The sequence below is a fragment of the Amycolatopsis sp. NPDC048633 genome (assembly GCF_040650695.1).
In the GTDB taxonomy this organism is placed as follows: domain Bacteria; phylum Actinomycetota; class Actinomycetes; order Mycobacteriales; family Pseudonocardiaceae; genus Amycolatopsis.
This window is the reverse complement of sequence record NZ_JBEZHS010000004.1, coordinates 189,455-209,402: the sequence shown is the minus strand read 5'-3', so window position 1 is coordinate 209,402 and position 19,948 is coordinate 189,455. Positions and strand designations below refer to the sequence as shown.

Here is a 19,948-nt window from a genome sequence, read left to right as displayed (position 1 = left end):
TTCGGTCTCCGGGGGCTAGGCTGTGAAGACGCCCCAGACCTCGGCGACCCCGGTTTTCCCCGGTGCCGGCCGCTCGGCCGGCACCCAGCCCGGACGGTGAGGCGAGCGACAGTGGGACGCGTGGCGGTGGCCGCTCTGCTCGGCCCGGCCTGCGTCCTGGCCACAATCGGTGCCCTGACCCTGCCGGGCGACGTCCTGATCGGCTGGGTCCTGCTCGGCGTCGGGGCCGGGATCCTCGTCGCTTTCGGCGCTCCGCGGCTCCCGCACCGGCGGGCCACCGCGGGCGGGCCGGACCGGCTCTTGGGCGCGGCCACCGCGGCGGCGTTCGTCTTGGCCTGCCTGGTCGTCGTCGGCCTGGTGACCACGGTCGGCGGCGCCCTCACCACGACCGTCCTGGTCCTGCTCGTCGCCGGCGGGCTGTGGGCCGGTCACCACCACCGGCCCGCGCCACCGGCCGTGTCCGCGCCGCGCGGCGCCCATGCACCCGCCCCCGCACCCGTCCCGGTGGCCGACATGGCGACCGAAGACCTGTGCGTGGCTTGGCGGCGCAGCTACTTCCTCCTGCTCCTCGCCGCCGACGGGCCGGCGCACCGGCTCGTCGTGCAGCGCCGGCAGGACGTCCTCGACGAGATCGAACGCCGGGACCGCAGCGGGTTCCTGCGCTGGCTCGACAGCGGCGCGAAGCCCGGCAGCGATCCCAGCCCGTACCTGAGCACCCGGAACTGACCGAGGGGAGGCGCCCATCATGCCGGCGGTCGACGCCGCGCTGCTCGTGTCCGCGGTTTCGGGAGACCAAGCCGCCACGGACGCGCTGCTGGCCCTGCTGCGCCCGGACGTGCTGCGGTACTGCCGCGCCCGGCTCGGAGACCGGCGGCACCGCGCCAGCGACGCGGACGACTGTGCGCAGGAGGTCCTGATCGGCGTGCTGGGCGCGCTGCCGGGCTACCGGTCCGGTGCCGGCGAGTTCCTGGGTTTCGTCTACCGCGTCGCCGCGCACAAGGTCGTCGACGCCCGCCGCCGCGACGGTGCCGACGTCAGCGTCCCGGTCCCGGAGCTCGGCCCGGTGCTCTGCGGCGGGCCGGGGCCGCTCTGCCACGTCGAGAACCTCGAGCGGCGGCAGCGGCTGCACCTCGTCCTCGACCTGCTGGCGCCGCAGCAGCGCGACGTCGTGGTCCTGCGGGTCATGCTCGGCCTGACCGCCGAGGACACGGCGGCCGTGCTCGGGGTCGCCAGCCCGGGCGCGGTGCGGGTGAGCCAGCACCGGGCGCTGGCCGCGCTGCGCCGGCACCTCGCCACTCAGGCGGAGCTGTGACGGCCCCGGCCCACGTGGCGCGGCGAGTAGGGTCGGACGCCACAGCCGCGGCAGCGGAGCTGATCCGGGCTTGGTCCTCCCCGAGTTGGTGTGGCGATCACGAACACCGACTCGGAAGGAACCTGATGCCGGAACGCGAAGGCCGCCGGGTGTGGGCCCGCGATGGCTGATGTCGACGTCCTGCGCGCGAACGTGCTGGCCGCGCTGGGCGAAGGTGGTGCCGGCCGCGGGGTCGACGTCGTCGGCCGGGTGTGCCGCGCGTGTGCGCGCCTGCTGCCGGTGGACGGCGCGGCGGTGTCGGTGATGGTCGACGCCGGGCACCGGGAGGTCGTCTACGCCAGTGACGCGGTGAGCTCGGCGCTCGCGGAGCTGCAGTTTTCCCTCGGCGAAGGACCGTGTTTCGAGGCGTACACCGTGGGCGGGCCGGTCCTGGTGCCGGATCTGGTCGCCGGGCCGCCTCCGACGTGGCCGATGTTCGCCGCCGAGGCCGCGGCCCACCCGGTCGCGGCGTTGTTCACCTTCCCGGTGCAGATCGGGGCGGTCCGGGTGGCGACCCTCGACACCTACCGGTCGACGCCGGGCTCGCTGAACCCCGGCGAGCTGGCCACGGCGTTGCAGGTGGCCGACGTCGCCGCGCTGGCGCTGTCGGGGTTGCTGGCCGATGGCGGCCGGTGGCTCGACGGGGACGGGCGGTGGATGGAAGGCGCCGGGATGCGCTACCGGGAGGTGCACCAGGCCACCGGGATGCTGATCGCGCACCTGGACCTGCCCGCTTCCGCGGCGCTGGCCCGGCTGCGGGCCTACGCGTTCGGCCACGGACGTCCCCTGCTGGAGGTCGCCGGCGACATCGTGGCCGGGCGGCTGCGACTGGACGAGGAGTTCGGGTGAGGACCACCATGAAGAGAGACGACGAACCAGGAGATGGTGGGCATGGCCGACCGTGAACGACAGGTGACCAAGGCATTCGTCGCGCTGGCGGACACGCTGGTCGATGACTACGACGTCGCCGACCTGCTGCACACGCTGGTGCGGCAATGCGTGCTGCTGCTGGACGTGGCGGCGGCCGGGCTGACGCTGGCCGACGAGCGGGGCGGCCTGCAGGTGCTCGCCTCTTCCACCGAGCAGGCGCGGCTGCTGGAGCTGTTCCAGCTCGACATCGACGAAGGCCCGTGCATCGAGTGCTTCACCAGCAGCACCCCGGTGCTGGTGGCCGACATCGCGGCGCAGGCGGAGCGGTGGCCGCGGTTCGCCGCCGAGGCGGCCAAGGACGGGTTCGCGTCGGTGCACGCGGTGCCCTTGCGGCTGCGCAGGCAGACGATCGGGGCGCTGAACCTGTTCGGGCTCAACCCGGGCGAGCTGTCGGCGGACGACGTCGCGCTGGCGCAGGGCCTGGCCGACACGGCGACCATCGGCATCCTCCACGAACGGGCCATCCGCCAGGGGGAGGTGCTCTCCGAGCAGCTCCAGACGGCGTTGAACAGCCGGGTGATCATCGAGCAGGCCAAGGGTGTGCTCGCCGTCAGCGGGCAGCTGAGCATGGAGGCGGCCTTCGCGGCTTTGCGCGACTTCGCCCGGCGGAACAACCGCCGGCTCAGCGACGTCGCCCGCGCCCTGGCCGACCGCGAGCTCGCTCCCGCGGTCGTGCTGGCTTCCCCGAAGGCGAGCCGCTCCCACTGACCTGTCCTTTGTGGACACGGGGGAAGGTGCCGAACGGTCCGCCCCGCGGTGACCAACGGCCCTCGCGCCCCGGACGCGGTGGCGTGATGCTGGAGACGGCCGACCGGCTTTCGACGGCAGGAGTTCCCATGCGGTTCCGTGATCGCCGGGAAGCCGGCGAGCGTCTGGCCCTCCGGTTGCGTCCGCTCCGCGGCGACCGGGCCGTGGTCCTCGGCCTGTCCGAGGGCGGGCTGGTCGTGGCCGGCGAGATCGCCGACGTCCTCGGTGCGCCGCTGGACATCCTGCTCACCCAGCGGATCGAGTCCGCCGGGCCGTCGCCGACGATGCTCGGCGCCGTCGGCGAGGGCGGCCTGACCGTCTGGGACCACGGCGCCATCCGCCGGTTCGACATCGACCCCGAGGACCTCACCCGGCTCGCCGACGGGGCGCAGGCCGCCCTGGCCCGGCAGGTCGGCGTCTACCGGCGCACGGTGGCACCGATCGCCATCGCCGGCCGCACGGTCGTCCTCGCCGACGACGGCGCCGCCACCGGCACGACCGCGCACACGGCCATCCGCGTCCTGCGCGCCCGCCAGGTGGGCCGGATCGTGCTCGCGGTCCCGGTCGCCCAGGCCCGCGTCCTCGACCGGCTCGCCCGCGAGGTGGACCAGTTCGTCTGCCTGCGTCCGGTGCCGTGGCTGCACGCGGTGCGCAACAGCTACCGGAAGTTCTCCGCGATCGCCGACACCGAAGCGCTCGAACTCCTGCACCGCGAACCCCGCCGGCCGACGGAGGTTCCCCGCTGACGTCCACAGTGGACCAGCAGGTCAGCCGGGGAGCCGCACGGCGATCTCGTCGCCCAGCGCGGCGCCGTCCGCCAGCTCGAGGTCGTCACCGCTCCAGAACCGGCCGGGGTCGTACCAGTTCGGCCGGCGGTCCCGGGGCAGCAGGCCCATGGCTTCGTAGGTCAGCGCGACGATCTCGGCGCAGTAGCCGCTCTCGAGGCCGGCGTCCGGGGTGTCCCGCTTCCGGGACGGCAGCCGGCCGCCGAGCCAGCGGGACGCGAGGCGTGCGGTCGACGGGAACGGCGTGCCGTCGAGCCGCGCGATCGTGCGCAGGACGGCGTCTTCCATCTCCCCGGTGACCGGGTGGTCGAGCTGGCGCAGCCAGGCCTGCTGGTGGTACCGCTCGGCCCACATGAGCACCGCCCGGCGCAGGTCGTGCAGCTGGGCGCCCCGCTGGTGGGTGCCCGACCAGACGTCCGGCAGGGCCCGCCCCAGCTCCGCGTGCCACATCAGCGGCGGGAGGTCCTCGACCACGACCGCCATGCCGACGTGGTTGACCGGGCTGTTCGTCACGACGCGGATCGTGCGGTCGGCCGCGGACTGCCCCCGGAACAACCACAGGTCGCCCGTGCGCGTCACGGCCACGGCTTCGTCGAGATCGAGCTCGGTCCCCGGCACGGCAGTAGCCTAGGCCGATGCGCTGGTGGAAGACAGTGGGACTGGCCGGGCTCGTCGGGGTGGCCGCGACCGGGGTGGTGATCGCGCGCGAGGAACGCCGCCGGCGGGCCTACACCCCGGACGAGGTCCGGGAGCGGCTGCACGCCCGCCTCGACGCCACACCACCGGAAACCGGCGACTGACCGGCTACGCGCCGGCCTGCCGGCGGGCGTCCGGGACCCGCGAGCCGGGCCGGAACGGGATGCCCAGTGCGGCGAAGACGCCGAGCGTCTTCGCGTTTTCGGCGCCGGCGTCGACGACGAGCACCCGCACGCCTTCGTGTTCCGCCGAGACGACGAGCTGTTCGAGCAGCAGGGTCGCCACGCCGAGCGTCGGGCCGTGGCCGTCGACGACCAGCGCGACCGCCGCTTCGCCCGCGTCGGCCAGGATGTCGTAGCGGGCGACGCCGGCCAGCCGGGAGTGCAGGAAGCACCCGACGGCCGTGTGCCCGACGCCGGAGCTGTGCGTCAGCTGCGCCGAGAGCTCGGCCAGCCCGGCCACGCCGACACCGAAGAACCGCAGGTGCCGGTCGGGCCCGGAGAGCCGGGTCCGCAGCTCGAGGACGGCCGTGGCGTCACCGGCCTCCAGCTTGCGCACCCAGGCGACTTCGCCGTCCGGGAGCAGGGCTCGTACCGGCGGGGTGGCGGTGGTCATGGTGTCTCCTCACGGATCCGGTGCGGCCCGGGTCCACAGTGCTCTGTCCTTTTCGCACAGAACACTGCGGAGTCCGGGGGGCCGGCCGCGGTCAGCGCTCGTCGGCGCGGGTCCCGTTCACGGCCACGGGGGCCGGCACGACCGGGGCCGTGGTGGCCGGTTTCTGCTGCGCCGCGGCGGCGCTTTCGCGAGCCAGGAAGGAGCCGAGCTCGCCGATGGTGCTCATCAGCGGGGCGGGGAACACGACGGTGGTGTTCTTGTCCACGCCGAGCTCCACCAGGCTCTGCAGGTTCCGCAGCTGCAGGGCGAGCGGGTGCGCCATCATCGTGTCCGACGCCTCGCCCAGCGCGGCGGCCGCGAGGGATTCGCCTTCGGCGCTGATGATCTTGGCGCGCTTCTCGCGTTCCGCTTCGGCCTGCCGGGCCATCGCCCGTTTCATCGTGTCCGGCAGCTGGATGTCCTTCAGCTCCACCAAAGTCACTTCCACGCCCCAGTCGAGCGTGGTGACGTCCAGGATCCGGCGGATGTCGACGTTGATGCTGTCGGTCTCGGACAGGGTTTCGTCCAGCGTGTGCTGCCCGACGACCTTCCGCAGCGTCGTCTGGGCGATCTGGTCGATCGCGGCGTAGACGTTCTCGATCGCCACGACGGACTTCACCGCGTCCCGCACCCGGAAGTACGCGACCGCGGAGACGTCGACGCTCACGTTGTCGCGGGTGATGATGCCCTGGGACTGGATCGGCATCGTGATGATCCGCAACGGCACCCGGCGCAGGACGTCCACGATCGGGATGATCAGCCGCAACCCCGGCTCGCGCACGCCCACCACCCGGCCGAGCCGGAACAGGACACCTTGTTCGTACTGCTTGACGATCCGCACCGCGGAGGCCGCCAGGAGCAGCACCGCGGCGGCGATGACGATGATCACGACGACGTTCATGGTGCTCCAGAGTTCGCGACCGGACGGGTGGGGAAGGCTCAGCCGGAGAGCTTCACCTGGTTGTCGACCGCGGTCACGCCGGGGGCGAACCACGCGGTCTGCTCGGCCGAACGGCGTTCGGCCGGGGTGAGGACCTCGCCGGTCAGCGTGACCTGGCCGTCGTCGAAGCCGACCTCGACGTGCTGGGCGAACCCGGGCGCGTGCCGGGCCAGCGCCGCGGTGATCTTCGCCGTGGTGTCGGCCGGGGTGACCCCGGCCGGCGGCCGCAGCGTGATCAGGTTCCGGACCCCGCTGATCCCGGGGAGCGCGGACACCGCCCGGCGGGCGGCTTCGCGCTGGTGGTTCCAGTCCACCGAGCCGCGCAGCGTGATGACCTGGTCGCGCACCTCGACCTGCACCGAGTCCTTCGGCACGACGACCGTGCGGCGGTCGAACACGATCATGGCTTCGCGGGCGAGATCCACGTCCGAAGGGACGTCGTGGCCGTGCCGGACGAGGATCTTGTCCACGGTCGCCGTCACGCCGTGGACCCGGCTCGCGGCGCGCAGGCCCTCTTCCTTCTCGGGGTAGGTGCCGACATGTCCGGCCAGCGTCGCGACACCGTCGGTGACGGTCACGCCGATCTCTTCGGCGTTGACGCTGGGGGTCCAGGCGAGCTCATCGGTGACCGCGGTCTTCAGCTGATGATCAGGCCTGTGCTGGATCTGTGTCATCCCTCCACCGTGCTCGCCGCACGCCGCCGGGCCTAGGGTCGCGGGACCTCTCTTCCGGGGTCGTTCGGCGTGCGCGGGCGTAGCCTGACGTCGTGGACGAAAACGCGCCCGTCATCACGGTCTTCCTGGTCGACGACCACGAGCTCGTGCGGCGCGGGGTCGCCGAACTGATCGACGACGAAGCCGACCTGACCGTCGTCGGGCAGGCTTCGTCGGTCGCGGAGGCGATGGCCAGGGTGCCCGCGCTGCGCCCGGACGTGGCGGTGCTGGACGTGCGGCTGCCCGACGGGAACGGCGTGGAGCTGTGCCGTGAGCTGCGTGCGGCGCTGCCCGGCCTGCGGTGCCTGATGCTGACCTCCTTCACCGACGAGGACTCGATGGTCGACGCGGTCCTGGCCGGCGCCGAGGGCTACGTCATCAAGGACGTGAAAGGACTCCAGCTGGTCGACGCCATCCGCCGGGTGGGGTCGGGCGAGACCCTGCTGGACGGCCGGGCGGTCGCCGCGCTCGTGGCCGAGCTGCGGACCGGCACCGGCAAGCCGGGCCCGCTCGCCGGGCTGAGCGAGCAGGAGCTGGTCCTGCTCGACCTGCTCGGGGAAAGCCTGACGAACCGGCAGATCGCCGAGCGGATGTTCCTGGCCGAGAAGACGGTCAAGAACTACGTGTCCCGGCTGCTGGCGAAGCTCGGGCTGGAGCGGCGCTCCCAGGCGGCGGTGCTGGTCACCGGGATCCACGGCGCCCAGCGCCGGCCAGGCGGCTAGCGGGCGAACGGGTGCTCGTCGCTGATCACGACGTCCTCGAGCCGGGTCCGCGTCAAGGGCAGCACCGCCGTGCCGTGGCCGAGGCGCAGCATGATCTGCGGCCAGAGCCCGCCGCCGACCAGCTGCCGCAGTTCACGCCGGGTCGCCGGCCCCGCCATCGGCTGCGAGGAGAGCGACGCCGAGAGCCCGGCGGCGGTGGCCGTCAGGAGCACCCGCTGCATGGCCTGGCCGGCCTGGAGCCGGGCGAGGGCCGTGTCGTGCAGCGTGCCGATGACCACGACCAGCCGGTCGGGTTCGACGTCGAGGTCCTCCCCGCTACCGGGCCCAGGTGTCGCCGGCGGAACTTCCGTGTGGCGCATGATTTCGCGCAGCTGCGGCACCTGCTCGTCGGTGATGGTGGCCAGCCAGGCGCGTTCCACCTCGGCCGCTCGCCGGAGCTGCCGCTGGACCGCGGAGGGGATGTCGGCGGCCGTGAACGGACGCCGGTTGCTCTGCTGGTCGGCGATGGCCGCCACGAGCTCGCCGTCGAGGGGGGCGATCGTCTCGTACCCGTGCGGCCGCACGACAGCGAGCAGGTCGGGCCGGCCCGCGGAAGGGAACAACCGCACGTCGGCGTGACTGCCCTGCGCCTTGATCGCCAGCCGCAGGTTCAGCAGGGCGGCTCCGCAGTCCAGGAGCCGTTCCCGCTGCTCGCTCTCGGTGCCGCTGGTGAGCGGGTCCGCGTACAGCTCGACGGAGTCCGGCGTGCACTGGAAGCGCCACGGCCGTGCGTTCCGCAGCGGCGGGGGAGCGGTGGCCGCGAGGAGGACGGACCGCATCTGGCTCGCGCTGAGATGCCCGACGGGCATGACACCGGTCTTCATGGACGGCTCCGTACTGTGGGTTCCTGGATGCGCTTCCACCGTCCGCCCGGGCCGCGGGCCGCGCCAAGTGCCGAACGTCCTCCGGGGCCGGGCGAAGGTCGTCGGTCGCGAACCCGTCCGGCCGGAACCCGCCGCGGGCCGGACCGCTGTGTCACTGTGGTGACATGCCCGAGGAAACGACGTCGGGCCGGGACCGGATGGACGCGCTGCCGGCGGCCGTCCTCGCCTTTTCCGCCGGACTGGAGCTCGAAACCACGCTGCGGCGGATCGTGACGTCCGCCGCCGGCCTGGTCGGCGCCCGGTACGGCGCACTGGCCCTGCTCGACGAAGACGGCCGGACGACCGCGTTCGCCGTCACCGGCGTCGACGACGCCACCCGGGACCGGCCCGGCCCGCCCCCGGACGGCCACGGGCTGCTCGGCGCGCTGGTGACCGACCGGGCTCCGGTGCGCCTCGCCGGCCTCGGCGCCGGTGCGGCGTGCGGGTTCCCGCCGGTGCCGGCGTTCCTCGGCGTCCCGCTGCTGGTGCGGGGCGAGATCCTCGGCCGGCTGTACTTCGGCGGCGACGAGCCGTTCACCGCCGACGACGAACGGGCGATCGTCACGCTGGCGGCGGCGGCCGGCATCGCCGTCGACAACGCGCGGCTCTACGAGGAGAGCCGGAGCAGGCAGCGGTGGCTGGAGGCCACCGGGGAGATCTCCGCCGAGCTCCTGGGCGGCACCGACGTCCACGAGGTGCTGCACCTGGTCGCGAGCCGGGCCGCCGAGCTCACCGGCGCCGGCGACGCGCTCATCGCGTTGCCGGAGTCGCCCGGGGGAGCACTGGTCGTCGCGGTGTGCGCCGGCCCCGACGCGGACGTGCTGACCGGCCGCCGGATCCCGCTCGCCGGGTCGACGTCGGGCGCGGTGCTGCGCGACCACGTGCCGCGCAGCGTGCCGAGCCTGGCGTACGACCTGGCCGAGGGCCTGGGCGTGGACCTCGGCCCGGCGCTGGTGGTGCGGCTGCGGTCCGGCGAGTCCACCGCCGGGGTGCTGCTGGCGCTGCGCGCTCCCGGGGCGGCGCGGTTCGACGAGCACGAGCTGCAGCTCGTGTCCGCCTTCGCCGACCAGGCCGCGCTGGCGCTGCGGGACGCCGAAAGCCAGGCCGCCCGCCGGGAGCTGGACGTCGTGGTGGACCGCGACCGGATCGCCCGCGACCTGCACGACCACGTCATCCAGCGGCTCTTCGCGGTCGGCCTCGGGATCGAGGGCACCCGCCGCCGGGCGGACTCACCCGCGGTCACCGTCCGGCTCACCCAGCACATCGACCAGCTCCAGGACGTCATCGAGGAGATCCGCAGCGCGATCTTCGCCCTGCACGCGCAGCCGGGGACCGGCCGGGGCCTGCGGGCGCGCCTGCAGAACGCGATCACCGACACCACCGCCGACTCCGCGATCCACACGACGGTCCGGCTGTCGGGATCGTTCGACCGGGTGCCCGCGGCGGTGGCCGAGCACGCCGAAGCCGTCGTCCGGGAAGCGGTCAGCAACGTCCTGCGGCACGCGCGTGCCGCGGAGCTGGCGGTGACCGCTTCCCTGGACGACGACCTGGTCATCGAGGTTTCGGACACGGGAACGGGAATTCCGGAGACCGTGGTGCGCAGCGGGCTGCGCAACCTCGAGCAGCGCGCCGCGGAGGTGGGCGGATCGTTGCGGCTCGACCGCCCGGCCGCGGGCGGCACCCGTCTGGTGTGGACGGTCCCGGTGCCCTGACCCGCTTCCGCTCAGCGGCGGTCGTGCGGGTAGTCCGGGGAGCGGTCCTGGAAGGACAGGATCGCGGGGTTCTGGATCGAGCCGTCCCGGATCTCGATGGCGCGCCGGACGGTCTCGTTCTCGTCCCATGTGGACTGTCCGGAAAGGACGGCCCGCAGGTGTGGCAGCAGGCCTTCGCTGATCTCCCAGGTCGCCGAGTTCCACAGGTAGGACGGACTGTGGTCGACGGCGTAGTACGTGACGCCGTCGCCGATCGGGAAGGTCGGCCGGGTGAACGTCGTGGGCTTGGCCCAGCTGAAGCCCATGCCTTCGTCGCAGGAGACGTCGACGACGAGGCTGCCCGGGGCGAAGGCGGCGAGGTCTTCTTCGATGAGGAAGGTCAGCGGGGCGGCGGTGTCCTGCAGCACGCAGTTGACGACGATGTCATGCTCGGCCAGGAACCCGGCCAGCGGAACCCGGCCGTGGTCGGTGATCGCGTGGCTGCGGCGGAGATCGCCCGGGTTGTTCACGTCGTGGTCGATGTGGACCATCGTCGCGGAGTGGATCGGCGAGCCGACCGCGCTGAGGCCGCGGGCGGTGAGGACGTCGACGTCGTGGATCCCGTGGGCGTTCAGCGCGGTCACCGAGCCGCGTGCCGTGGCACCGAAGCCGATCACCACGGCCCGCAGCCGGCGGCCGTAGTCGCCGGTCGACCCGGTCAGCTGCAGGGCGTGCAGCACCGAGCAGTAGCCGGCCAGCTCGTTGTTCTTGTGGAAGACGTGCAGGCCGAACGAGCCGTCGCGCCGCCAGTGGTTCATCGCCTCGAAGGCGATGACGGTCAGCTTCCGGTCGATGGCGTGCTGGGTCAGCTCGACGTCCTGCACGCAGTGCGGCCAGCCCCACAGCACCTGCCCGGGCCGCAGTTCGGCGACGTCCTCCTGCAGTGGCTTGGCCAGCAGGATGACGTCGCACTCGGCGACGAGCTCTTCGCGCGTGCGCAGGCCCGCGACCGCGCCCGCCAGGCGTTCGTCGGGGAGGCCGAAGGGTTCGCCGTACCCGTGTTCGAGGTAGATGGACTTCCGGAGATCGGCGTCGATCCGGTCGAGGTGGTGCGGGTGGATCGGCAGCCGCCGCTCGTTTTCTTTCCGAGAATGGGCGATGACGCCGAGGCTGAGCTGGTGCACAGGAGGCCCCTTTGCTAGAAGCCAGTCTTAACACAGTCAGCGAAGGCGTCGTGTACGCTGGGTGGTGTCCGAGAGCATTTCGTGCGCGAGTGGTCGAACCTGCGCCGTCCTCGGCCCCAATCCGGCCGAGCTCGACAGCCGGGGACGGGAGCACCGACATGCCGTCGGGCCCGAAAACCACCGAGTTGCGTTTGAAGCTGAAGCCGGCGGCGCCCGCTACCGGGCACGTCGACGGCGCGTGGTGGCCCCACGCCCGTGACCTGGCCGCCGAACTGCCCGCACTGCTCGCGGAGCTGGGCACCCGGCTGGGCCGGATCGACCGGGTCACCTACCAGCTGGGCGAGTGGCAGGCACCCGACCGTCGCCTGACGGTCGGCGAGCACGTGGTCCGGCTGGAGGGGTTCCGGTCGCAGCGGGCCGACAGCGTGACCGTGGTCGCCTGGGACCGGAGTCTGCTGACCCTGCTGGTGGTGCCCCCGGAAACGGACCCGGATACCGCACAGCAAGCCCTCACGAAGGCCGCGGCCGAGGGCAACACCGAAGACAGCGCACAGCTGCTCGCGACCCGCGGAACCGAGCACAGCAAAGCCGAGGACGGCGTACCGCAACCCGCGTGACCGCCGCCGTCCCGCCCGACGAAAGGAACTCCCGATCAGTACTCCCACCATGGACAGTTCGTTGTTCAGCCACCCCGTCGCCGAGGAACCCCGCCCCGGCACGTTCACCACGCCCCAGGACAGCCGCTACGGCAGCTTGTTCCGCCAGCCGGTGTACACCCCGGCACCCGCGGACGAGGACGAGACCGAGTCCGCCCCGCCGCGCCGGCCCTCGGCCGGTGCGCGCGCCCATGACCCGTCGGGCCGCCGCGCCCACCGGTAACGCGAACCGGCACGGCCAAGAACCCCAGCCGATGAGCGGCCGGGGTTCCTCGCCGAGACGGGTATCGGTCCAGCGCTGCAGCGTCAGGACACCCGGCCGCCACGGCAGCCGTCGGCGATCAGCGTCTGGTCGATCGGGCCGGTGCCGGAGCCGGAGATGCTGCCCGTGAACAGCGGCTGCGGCGAGGACCAGCCGTTGGGGTTGGTCGGGTCGCTCGACGTGCGGTAGATGAAGGGCCAAGCGCCCCACTGGTACGCCAGCACCCAGATGTTCTGGCCGGCGGAAGCCATGTCGGACCAGTTCGTGAAGGGGCTGAAGGCCATCAAACCGTACGACGATCCCGAGACGTTCGACGCGTAGACCAGGTGCTTTCCGTTGTAGACGACGTTGGTGAAGTCCTTGAGCGAGACCCACCCGTTCTTCGGTGTCGCCAGCACCCCGCTCGAGCTCCAGCGGTAGGTCGAGGGAAGTGAGCAGCTGCTGGCCCGTCCACTTCTGGTTGCTGCCGCCGTTGCACGTCCAGATCACCACGGCGGTGCCGTTGGCCGTACCGGCACCGGTGACATCCAGGCAGAGCCCGGACTGCACCCCGACCACCGTGCCGTCGGAGTTCACCCGCCACTGCTGGTTGGCCCCGCCGTGACAGGCCCAGATCTGCACCCGGGTCCCGGCGGCGGTCGCGCTGCCGGGAACGTCCAGGCACTTGCCGCCGTAGACCGTCAGCAGGCCGCTGTCGGTCGACGTCCACTGCTGGTTCGCGCCCATCGTCGCGGCGGCGGGCAACGCGATCAGGGCGCGGCCCCTGCGGCCGATACTTCTTCTCTTCAGGACGACCTTCTCCCAGCCGGCGCCGGTCCACAGAGGATGGCTGGGCCGTGAAACTTACCCGCGTCGGCGTCGACGTCCTCGAGAAATCGGATCGTGACACAACTTGGGAGGGGGGTGACACGTCTTGGAGATCGTGAGAATGATCCGCATCGCCGGGCTCGGCCTGGTGGCCTTGCTCCTGGCCGCGTGCAGTGGACAGACCGAGACCGTGGGGACCGCGCAACCGGCCGGAGCGGCCGGGCCGGAGGCGGTGGCCGGGGTGCCGGCCGCGACGGTGGCGTTCGGGGGCGGGGACGAGCTGAGCCCGAAGGACCCGATCGTCGTCAAGGCGTCGAGTGGCACGTTGCAGGCGGTCACGGTCACGAACCCGCAGACCGGCAACGCGGTCAAGGGTGAGCTGTCGCCGGACAAGACGACGTGGACCAGCGCGGATCACCTGCGGTACGCGGCCACGTACCAGGTGGTCGCCACCGCGGTGAACCAGGCGGGCGCGGCGACCGAGCAACGCGGGGAAGTGCACACGCTCAAGCCGTCCGGGGTCGCCACTCCCGCACTCTTCCAGCCGGCGTCGGGCGATTTCGGCGTCGGCCTCATCATCGGCCTCAAGTTCGACCACGACATCACCGACAAGGCCACGGTGGAGAAGTCCTTCAAGGTCACGTCCTCGCCCGCCCAGGACGGCGGCTGGTACTGGGTGGGCAAGCGCGAGGTGCACTTCCGGCCCAAGGACTACTGGAAGGCCGGCTCGACGGTGAAGCTCGAGACGACGACCTTCGGCCTGCCGATCGGGGGCGGCGTGTACGGCGGCCAGGACGTCTCGGCCACCTACAAGGTGCACGACTCCTGGGTCGCCAAGGCCGACGGCAAGACGCACCAGATCAAGGCGTTCCACAACGGGCAGCTGGTGAAGACCGCGCCGACCAGCATGGGCAAGACCGCCGACACCCCGCCGCGTGGCGCGACCCCGACCTTCAACGGCACGCACACCGTGCTGGGGAAGGAGGCCAGCAAGATCATGGACTCCTGCACCTATGGCGTGTGCGAGGGCGACCCCGGCTACTACAAGGCACCGGAGAACTGGAACGTCCGGATCTCCAACGACGGCGAGTACCTGCACGAGAACCTGAAGACGGTCGGGGTGCAGGGCAGTGCCAACGTCTCCAACGGCTGCCTCAACATGAACACCGAGAACGCCAAGTGGTTCTTCGACAATTTCAACGCGGGCGACGTGGTCGAGATCACCAACTCGGGCGGCCCGCAGCTGGCCATCAACAACGGCCACGGCGACTGGGCGATCAGCTGGAGCGCCTGGCAGGCGGGCAGCGCTCTGCGCGGCTGACGGTGCGCAAAAGGGCAATCTTCGCGCGTGGCGGTTGACGGCTTCGATCGCCTCACACCATGCTCCGGGCCGACGAAGGCCCCACAGCCGGACAACCGGCTGAACCAGGAGGAATCCCGTGACGATGGTGCACACCCGGCGACCCAAGGTGAGCTGGCTCGCCCCCGTGCTGCCGGCGGTGGTCATGGGCTTGACGGCGTGTGGCTCGGCCGGCGTCAGCGGATCGGCGGCGCCGGCGCCGAGTCAGTCTGTTTCGCCCGCAAGCGCTTCCCCGCAGACGCAGCCCGCATCCGGTGCCGTGACCCTCGAGGCGGCACTCGAGCGCTGGGTGACCCAGATCTTGCAGGAGAAGTACACGGAGGCATGCCTTTCCGGCGCGCCCGTGCTGCCTGCCGGCCAGGACGCCGAAAAGCTGTGCAAGAGCCCCACGGCCCTCGGAAGCGCCAAGTCCCTGCGCGAGGCTTGGGCGAAGCCGGGCGTCAAGCTGCCTCCGCAGGGAGAAGTAGAGGTGACGGAGGTGGCGGCGAAGGGGACCGAGGTAACGGTCCCGGACACGGCGGTAAAGCTCGACGGCCAAACACTGCGAAGCCTCGAACTGATCGGCGCGACCGGTGACACGGGCTCGTTCAGCCTCACGTTCAAGATGCAGAAGCACGAAGGGGCCTGGTACGTCCAAGGCTTCGACCTCAAGTTCTGAGCCGGACCAAAGACCCGGCGCGCGGCTGCGGCACAGTCGCAAGAAGTGGCTGATCGCCGGGGCGCACCGGAGATCGCCCAGGCTGGAAGGCTCGGCCATCACCTGCTCCAGTTTTGCCCCAGCAGGAGCACAAGATCGCGCCACCAGAGTGGGCAGACAAACTGGGTGTCACCCTCACCGACGTCACTTCGATCTATCGCCCGGCTACGCCCGAGAAGTGGAACGTCGGTGCGGCCGAGGAACGCATCGAGACGATCTTTTCCTGCGAAGGCGGGCAGTTCACCGCAGTCTACGACCGTGTGTTCCACGTAAGCTTGCGCGGCAATCCGGCAGAAACTGCCGCTCAGATCGGTGAGGCCATCGTCAAGATCGAAAAGGCCGAACGCGATGCCCAGGTAGCGGACCAGGCGAAGCGAGCGCATGCGGACAAACACCGCACGAGGCTGCGCTACGGCGGCATCGCCAGCGCGGCCATCGTCGTCGTGGCCGTCGCCGCGACGCTGATCTACCAGGCCGCCACAAGCCTGCCGATCGAATATTTGTCCGGAGATAACCCTGACCTGCGGCCGTGTCGGGCAGCGAGCTGCAGCGAGGACGGCAACTTCCCTTGGTTCAAGGAAAGCTTGAGCACTACCTTCACCGCGACCGGTGGAGACACGTTCCGCAGCACACTCAGGTCAGGACCCCTCTGCGACCTGAAGTCCAGCTGGGAGATCACATTGGACGGGGTTCCCTGGCGCAGTGGAGATTTCGTGCAAGCGGGATCGTCGATCGACTTGGACGTTCCGCTGCGCGGCTCTCCCGAGAGTGGATCGCTCGGACTCGAAGCGCGCGGGGCAACGGGCCACGGTGTCTCATTGCGACTCTGGGCTCGGGAACCTCAGCGCGCCGGCTGGTCGAGGTGAACATCGGCAGTGCGGCATACCGCCGCAGTGACCACACAAGGAACACCGGAACCGTGCACCGTTCGGCTCCGTCGGGCACGGCTCGGCCAGAAAGCCTGCTCCGGCTGTCATGTCCAGGTGATCGCCGTCTTCGACATCGACGACGGCATTGTGCGTCTGCAGGAACAGAAACCGTCGCTCGCAGTTTCCGCATCGGTCAGCCCCAGGCGGCCGAGCAGTTGGCGCACGAGCATCGAAAGGTAGACGAGTCACGCGGCTGCCGCGCTGGCATCTGGAAACGCTCCCGTTCGAGTTCGTGGAGAGACGATTGCTGTCCGACCTGCGACGTCGCTGGCAGAAGGCCACTCGCAGCCCGTATCCGAAGGGGCCGAGGCCAAAGTCGGCAGCGACAAGGCGGCCGCGAGCGGCGGTGACGTGGCGCTGGAGGTGCGGCGGGCGGGAGCGTGGTGCCCCAGAAACGCCCCGGCAGGGACACTGGTGCACCGGTCGAAGCGGATCACCCAAGATCGGCCCCGGACACGAAGAAACCCCTCCGATCAGCCGGACGACCTGATCAAAGGGGTTCTACGATGTGGAGCTAAGGGGACTCGAACCCCTGACCCCCTCACTGCCAGGGTCGATCATGGCCCTGACCTGCGGCGATAGAGAATCGCCTAGTGAAATGATGCGCCTCGTTGCCGTTGCTGGCAACTGTATGTTGTTGAGTGCAGTTGTGACAGGGGGTTTGCCCCAGCTGTGCCCCAGTGAAATTAGTGAGAGGACTGCGGCGCCCTCGTTTCGAACAGCTGGCGCAGCCGGCAGGCGACCTGGGTTCGGATCCACCGGAGCAGGACCAGACCGGGCCGTGTCGTGCCGGGGTCACTGTCATGAGCAGCGTTGCTTACGGCCTCGCCCGCATTGAGGTGCCGCTGAGAGTGGGTCACCGGGACACACGCTCTGCAGCATGCAGCGGACACCGCCGTATCCAGCCACACGTCGCCTCTCGGAAACCCTTGCACGGCGTTCCCGGGTCACGTCCTCGCTATTGGGTCACGGCTCTGATCGTGGAAGTGCACCTGATGGCGACATGATGTCCGGCGTGGAGAACGTTGAGGACTCGACCCCTTCGATCGGGGCGGACGGCCTGGACGAGCAGTTCGTGGCGTTCGCGCCGAGCGGTTGCCCAAGGAACAGCCGTAGGTGGGCGCGGTGGTTCTCCTGATCGTGTGTACCTGGCCGAGGTGGGTTACGTTTCAATTCACGCTGAGGCAACCGGGTGATGCAAAGCCAGAAGAGTATCCGGCCGGCCGATTGGAGCCACGGCGGGCTTCGTGTTTCCTGGTGCCTCAGCAGGGGTTCCGAGGGAGTGGCTGTGGCGGAGGGGTCGCGTACCGAACTCATCGAACGGCTTGTCCGCGACCGTGCCGTCCGAGGAGAGCCGAGGCGGCTCGACGAGGTCATAGCGCTGGCGCGGCAGGATGTCGCCGACGCGCCTGCGGAGGAGGGTTCGCGCCGCTGGTCGAACCTCGGAGCTGCCCTGTGGGCCAGGTGGGAGGGGACGGCCGACCTTGATGCGCTCCGCGAATGCCTTGACGCCTCAAGGCGCGCTTTCGATGCCGAACCGCCCGGCTACGTGCGAGACTGCATGCGGCTGAACCTCGTCCATGTTCTGTTTCAGCTGGGAAACCGGGGTATCGGTCCGGAGACGGTGGACGAAGCGCTCGGGCACGTCATCGATCTCATCCCCGAGCCGGGCGAGGCCGGAGACCCGCGGACAGTCACGGTGGCCGAGAAGGTCTTGGCGCTGTGCCGGGCCTTGCCCGGGCCGCCGCGGCCCCGGTACGCCGAGGCCAGGAGGCGGTTCGTCATCGCCTACGCCGACCTGTCACTGACCAGCGGTCGGATGCTGGTGAACATGGCCGCGGAAAGCCACGACCTTGAGACCCTCGAAGAAGGCACGCGGCTTTTGGACGACGCGCTCGAGGCACCCACGGAGGACGTGAGCACCCAGGTCGAGCGCCGGCACGCCCGGGCCGTGGCCTCGGCGATCCGCTGGCAGATCGCCCGCGAACCTGTGGACCTCGACAACGCGATCACCGGCTTCCTGGCCGCCGTGTCGCTCGGGGAGCAGATCGGCGACATCCCACCGTCACTTGTCGACAGCCTCGCGCTCAGCTATTCGCACCGGTACGAACGTGACGGCGCCGCCGAAGACCTTTCGGCGGCGATCGCCGTGCTCGCCGCCGCGGCCTCGGTGGACGGCGACGCCGGGCGGGACCGGCAGGCCCGGATGCAGCGGTACCGCTGGGAGCGGTACGAGGCCACTGCTGACCTCGCCGACCTGGAGGCCGCCGTTGACCTCGGCCGGCAGCTCGTCGCTGACGGTCGCGAAGCGAACGGCCTTTCGCGCGAGGACCACCTGTCGAACCTGGTGATCTTCCTAACCGTCCGGCAGCTGTACCGGTACGACGCCGGTGTGTCCGCCGAGATAGCGAAGCTGGCGGCGGCGCTCGGCGAGTCGGAGCTTCCCTCAGTACTAATCCGGCCGCTCCCATGGGTGCGCACCTACGAGGAAGGCGGCGCAGGCGTCCCGGCGTCGCCGTCGCAGGCACGCCGGGTGTTGTTCCTACACACCTTCAAGGATCCCGCGGCCGACGTCGTCGTCCTCCGACACCTCGCCGCGGCGCTGGGACCGCACGACCGCATCGCGATCCTGAGCGATACCGGTGACGAGGCCACGCTCGCCGCCGCGGCCGGTGACCGTGTCGAGGTGAAGGCGACTTCGAGTGCCGACTGGACCCGTGTCGTCCACGAAGAGATGGTGCTGGCCGACGCGGTGGTCCTGCACCTGTCGCCGAAGGACCTGGTCTTCCCGCGCGTCTCGGCGCCGAAGGATCTCAGCGCCGAGTTCCCGCGGGATCTGTGGGAGATCGGCCCCGACACCGGCCCCGCCCACCAGGCGAGGGTGATGGCAGCGCTGAGCCGCTTCGAAAGAGGACGCGGGGACAGCTACGCCGCCACCCCGCTCGGGTCGATCCCGACCGGAGCGAGTCTCCTGCGCGAGCTGGCGTTCCTGTCTCGCCTGGACCGGCTCTCGCAGACTGTGGTCGTCGCCGACAACCGGCACTACTACCACCTCATGCAGCGGATCGAGAATGCCATGATCAGCGTCGCCGACACGATGACGATCGACGAGCGGTACCGGACGCCCCGGCTGACTGCACTCGAACGGCAGCTGGAAGTGCTCGACGAAGAAGTACGTGGCATCACCTTCTCTGCCCGCCCGGACGGTGGCCTGTCTCCGGCATTCACCGCTGCGCTGGCCACGGCTCTGGCCGGCGTCGATCCGATCACCGGCCGCGAAAGTACGCTCACAGACGTGCCAATCGGTGTGTCGCCGAATCCGCGGAGGCTGCCGCCGGACAACCAGCTGAAGGTGGTGAGTGCGACGCCAGTGGAAGACCTCCTCTACATCCCGCCCGGGACATTTGTCGAGATCTCGCAGGCGGACGCCCGACACTATTTCGACGACGAGGTCGTCGCCGAGGGCTGTCCTCGCTGCGGCGGCCCGTTCGACCGCGTGTTCTTCTACACGACCGGCCTCGAGCACCCCGGGCTCGACAGGCTCGCGGATGCCGAGTCGCACGGCAAGTGCCAGACGTGCGGCCGGCGCTCCACGGTGCTCGGCCCCGATGGCCTCGCTCCCTTCTGAGGCTTCGAAGGCCCGGGATGACGGCCGACCAGCCGAGCCGCGTCTTCAACAACGCCGACCGCTCCCGGACACGCACGCCTGGCGCTGACGCAGCCTGGGCAAACGCCCGTTCCGGTCCGCGCCTGCGGCGGCGACGTCGAGCTGAGACGGCGGTCGGGAAGGTACCTGCTTCCGGCTCGTTGCAGCTGCCGGACGACGAGTTCACGGACTGCATCGGACGGCTTGGGCATCCGTCCAAAAGCGACGACCGCACGACTTGGGGACGTCTTGCAGCCACACCACATCGACGCGCCG

The 19,948-nt window shown here is 70.9% G+C and carries 21 protein-coding genes and 1 pseudogene; 14 read left to right on the top strand and 8 right to left on the bottom strand.

What is annotated here, in order from left to right:
• Positions 1-120: 120 nt before the first annotated feature.
• The 5 genes from AB0C38_RS11730 to AB0C38_RS11710 all read left to right on the top strand — a co-directional run bounded on the left by AB0C38_RS11730 (position 121) and on the right by AB0C38_RS11710 (position 3,774).
• Complete coding sequence (locus tag AB0C38_RS11730; protein WP_360670486.1) at positions 121-726, top strand: hypothetical protein; 606 nt, start codon at positions 121-123, stop codon at positions 724-726.
• Between the two features lie 19 nt (positions 727-745).
• Complete coding sequence (locus tag AB0C38_RS11725) at positions 746-1,312, top strand: sigma-70 family RNA polymerase sigma factor (RefSeq protein WP_360670483.1); 567 nt, start codon at positions 746-748, stop codon at positions 1,310-1,312.
• A 162-nt stretch (positions 1,313-1,474) separates the two neighbouring features.
• Positions 1,475-2,200 carry a GAF domain-containing protein gene (locus AB0C38_RS11720; RefSeq protein ID WP_360670479.1) on the top strand — a complete coding sequence of 242 codons (726 nt, stop codon included), beginning with the start codon at positions 1,475-1,477 and terminating at the stop codon, positions 2,198-2,200.
• A gap of 42 nt (positions 2,201-2,242) precedes the next feature.
• Positions 2,243-2,989, top strand: a complete 747-nt coding sequence (locus AB0C38_RS11715) for a GAF and ANTAR domain-containing protein (protein ID WP_360670476.1) — start codon at positions 2,243-2,245, stop codon at positions 2,987-2,989.
• 128 nt (positions 2,990-3,117) lie between these two features.
• Entirely contained in the window at positions 3,118-3,774 is a 657-nt protein-coding gene (locus AB0C38_RS11710) for a phosphoribosyltransferase family protein (RefSeq protein WP_360670472.1), read from the top strand.
• A gap of 21 nt (positions 3,775-3,795) precedes the next feature.
• Here AB0C38_RS11710 and AB0C38_RS11705 read toward each other — a convergent pair whose 3' ends face one another.
• A complete protein-coding gene (locus AB0C38_RS11705; RefSeq protein WP_360670469.1) occupies positions 3,796-4,431 on the bottom strand; it encodes a hypothetical protein in 636 nt (211 codons plus the stop codon).
• 17 nt (positions 4,432-4,448) lie between these two features.
• On the opposite strand from AB0C38_RS11705, the gene AB0C38_RS11700 reads away from it, so the two are divergent.
• Positions 4,449-4,613: a hypothetical protein gene (locus tag AB0C38_RS11700; protein ID WP_360670467.1), complete on the top strand. Its 165-nt coding sequence runs from the start codon at positions 4,449-4,451 to the stop codon at positions 4,611-4,613.
• Positions 4,614-4,617: 4 nt separating this feature from the next.
• On the opposite strand, the gene AB0C38_RS11695 is transcribed toward AB0C38_RS11700, so the two are convergent.
• From AB0C38_RS11695 to AB0C38_RS11685, 3 genes are all read right to left on the bottom strand, one after another.
• Complete coding sequence (locus AB0C38_RS11695) at positions 4,618-5,124, bottom strand: GNAT family N-acetyltransferase (protein ID WP_360670464.1); 507 nt, start codon at positions 5,122-5,124, stop codon at positions 4,618-4,620.
• Between the two features lie 91 nt (positions 5,125-5,215).
• Entirely contained in the window at positions 5,216-6,064 is an 849-nt protein-coding gene (locus AB0C38_RS11690; protein ID WP_360670461.1) for a slipin family protein, read from the bottom strand.
• A 38-nt stretch (positions 6,065-6,102) separates the two neighbouring features.
• Positions 6,103-6,777, bottom strand: a complete 675-nt coding sequence (locus tag AB0C38_RS11685) for a BON domain-containing protein (RefSeq protein ID WP_360670458.1) — start codon at positions 6,775-6,777, stop codon at positions 6,103-6,105.
• A gap of 92 nt (positions 6,778-6,869) precedes the next feature.
• Between AB0C38_RS11685 and AB0C38_RS11680 the strand changes: the two genes are divergently transcribed.
• The gene (locus tag AB0C38_RS11680) at positions 6,870-7,538 is read left to right on the top strand and encodes a response regulator transcription factor (RefSeq protein ID WP_360670455.1); all 669 of its coding nucleotides are present in this window, start codon (positions 6,870-6,872) and stop codon (positions 7,536-7,538) included.
• On the opposite strand, the gene AB0C38_RS11675 is transcribed toward AB0C38_RS11680, so the two are convergent.
• On the bottom strand, positions 7,535-8,401 hold the full coding sequence (locus AB0C38_RS11675) for a hypothetical protein (protein WP_360670452.1): 867 nt from the start codon (positions 8,399-8,401) through the stop codon (positions 7,535-7,537). The two genes, AB0C38_RS11680 and AB0C38_RS11675, sit on opposite strands and share 4 nt — an antisense overlap.
• Positions 8,402-8,565: 164 nt before the next feature.
• Between AB0C38_RS11675 and AB0C38_RS11670 the strand changes: the two genes are divergently transcribed.
• On the top strand, positions 8,566-10,152 hold the full coding sequence (locus AB0C38_RS11670; protein ID WP_360670449.1) for a GAF domain-containing protein: 1,587 nt from the start codon (positions 8,566-8,568) through the stop codon (positions 10,150-10,152).
• 11 nt (positions 10,153-10,163) lie between these two features.
• Here AB0C38_RS11670 and AB0C38_RS11665 read toward each other — a convergent pair whose 3' ends face one another.
• The gene (locus AB0C38_RS11665; RefSeq protein ID WP_360670446.1) at positions 10,164-11,315 is read right to left on the bottom strand and encodes a N(5)-(carboxyethyl)ornithine synthase; all 1,152 of its coding nucleotides are present in this window, start codon (positions 11,313-11,315) and stop codon (positions 10,164-10,166) included.
• A 191-nt stretch (positions 11,316-11,506) separates the two neighbouring features.
• Between AB0C38_RS11665 and AB0C38_RS11660 the strand changes: the two genes are divergently transcribed.
• On the top strand, positions 11,507-11,932 hold the full coding sequence (locus AB0C38_RS11660) for a DUF5994 family protein (protein WP_360670444.1): 426 nt from the start codon (positions 11,507-11,509) through the stop codon (positions 11,930-11,932).
• A gap of 49 nt (positions 11,933-11,981) precedes the next feature.
• Positions 11,982-12,194: a hypothetical protein gene (locus AB0C38_RS11655; RefSeq protein WP_360670441.1), complete on the top strand. Its 213-nt coding sequence runs from the start codon at positions 11,982-11,984 to the stop codon at positions 12,192-12,194.
• Positions 12,195-12,277: 83 nt separating this feature from the next.
• Here AB0C38_RS11655 and AB0C38_RS11650 read toward each other — a convergent pair whose 3' ends face one another.
• Entirely contained in the window at positions 12,278-12,631 is a 354-nt protein-coding gene (locus AB0C38_RS11650; protein WP_360670439.1) for a non-reducing end alpha-L-arabinofuranosidase family hydrolase, read from the bottom strand.
• Between the two features lie 52 nt (positions 12,632-12,683).
• A pseudogene (locus AB0C38_RS11645) lies at positions 12,684-12,956 on the bottom strand (ricin-type beta-trefoil lectin domain protein); the annotation flags it as partial.
• Between the two features lie 205 nt (positions 12,957-13,161).
• On the opposite strand from AB0C38_RS11645, the gene AB0C38_RS11640 reads away from it, so the two are divergent.
• The 4 genes from AB0C38_RS11640 (at position 13,162) to AB0C38_RS11625 (ending at position 19,654) form a co-directional block, all read left to right on the top strand.
• On the top strand, positions 13,162-14,361 hold the full coding sequence (locus tag AB0C38_RS11640) for an Ig-like domain-containing protein (protein ID WP_360670982.1): 1,200 nt from the start codon (positions 13,162-13,164) through the stop codon (positions 14,359-14,361).
• A gap of 118 nt (positions 14,362-14,479) precedes the next feature.
• Positions 14,480-15,058: a hypothetical protein gene (locus AB0C38_RS11635; protein ID WP_360670436.1), complete on the top strand. Its 579-nt coding sequence runs from the start codon at positions 14,480-14,482 to the stop codon at positions 15,056-15,058.
• Positions 15,059-15,171: 113 nt separating this feature from the next.
• Entirely contained in the window at positions 15,172-15,963 is a 792-nt protein-coding gene (locus AB0C38_RS11630) for a hypothetical protein (RefSeq protein WP_360670433.1), read from the top strand.
• Between the two features lie 1,351 nt (positions 15,964-17,314).
• Positions 17,315-19,654, top strand: a complete 2,340-nt coding sequence (locus AB0C38_RS11625) for a hypothetical protein (RefSeq protein WP_360670430.1) — start codon at positions 17,315-17,317, stop codon at positions 19,652-19,654.
• Positions 19,655-19,948: the final 294 nt, after the last annotated feature.

Excerpts from the sequence above, each read along its gene's own strand:
- AB0C38_RS11725 (WP_360670483.1), top strand. The coding sequence starts at position 746 with ATGCCGGCGGTCGACGCCGCGCTGCTCGTGTCCGCGGTTTCGGGAGAC.
- AB0C38_RS11720 (WP_360670479.1), top strand. The coding sequence starts at position 1,475 with ATGGCTGATGTCGACGTCCTGCGCGCGAACGTGCTGGCCGCGCTGGGC.
- AB0C38_RS11715 (WP_360670476.1), top strand. The coding sequence starts at position 2,243 with ATGGCCGACCGTGAACGACAGGTGACCAAGGCATTCGTCGCGCTGGCG.
- AB0C38_RS11710 (WP_360670472.1), top strand. The coding sequence starts at position 3,118 with ATGCGGTTCCGTGATCGCCGGGAAGCCGGCGAGCGTCTGGCCCTCCGG.
- AB0C38_RS11700 (WP_360670467.1), top strand. The coding sequence starts at position 4,449 with ATGCGCTGGTGGAAGACAGTGGGACTGGCCGGGCTCGTCGGGGTGGCC.
- AB0C38_RS11695 (WP_360670464.1), bottom strand. The coding sequence starts at position 5,124 with ATGACCACCGCCACCCCGCCGGTACGAGCCCTGCTCCCGGACGGCGAA.
- AB0C38_RS11690 (WP_360670461.1), bottom strand. The coding sequence starts at position 6,064 with ATGAACGTCGTCGTGATCATCGTCATCGCCGCCGCGGTGCTGCTCCTG.
- AB0C38_RS11685 (WP_360670458.1), bottom strand. The coding sequence starts at position 6,777 with ATGACACAGATCCAGCACAGGCCTGATCATCAGCTGAAGACCGCGGTC.
- AB0C38_RS11675 (WP_360670452.1), bottom strand. The coding sequence starts at position 8,401 with ATGAAGACCGGTGTCATGCCCGTCGGGCATCTCAGCGCGAGCCAGATG.
- AB0C38_RS11670 (WP_360670449.1), top strand. The coding sequence starts at position 8,566 with ATGCCCGAGGAAACGACGTCGGGCCGGGACCGGATGGACGCGCTGCCG.
- AB0C38_RS11655 (WP_360670441.1), top strand. The coding sequence starts at position 11,982 with ATGGACAGTTCGTTGTTCAGCCACCCCGTCGCCGAGGAACCCCGCCCC.
- AB0C38_RS11640 (WP_360670982.1), top strand. The coding sequence starts at position 13,162 with ATGATCCGCATCGCCGGGCTCGGCCTGGTGGCCTTGCTCCTGGCCGCG.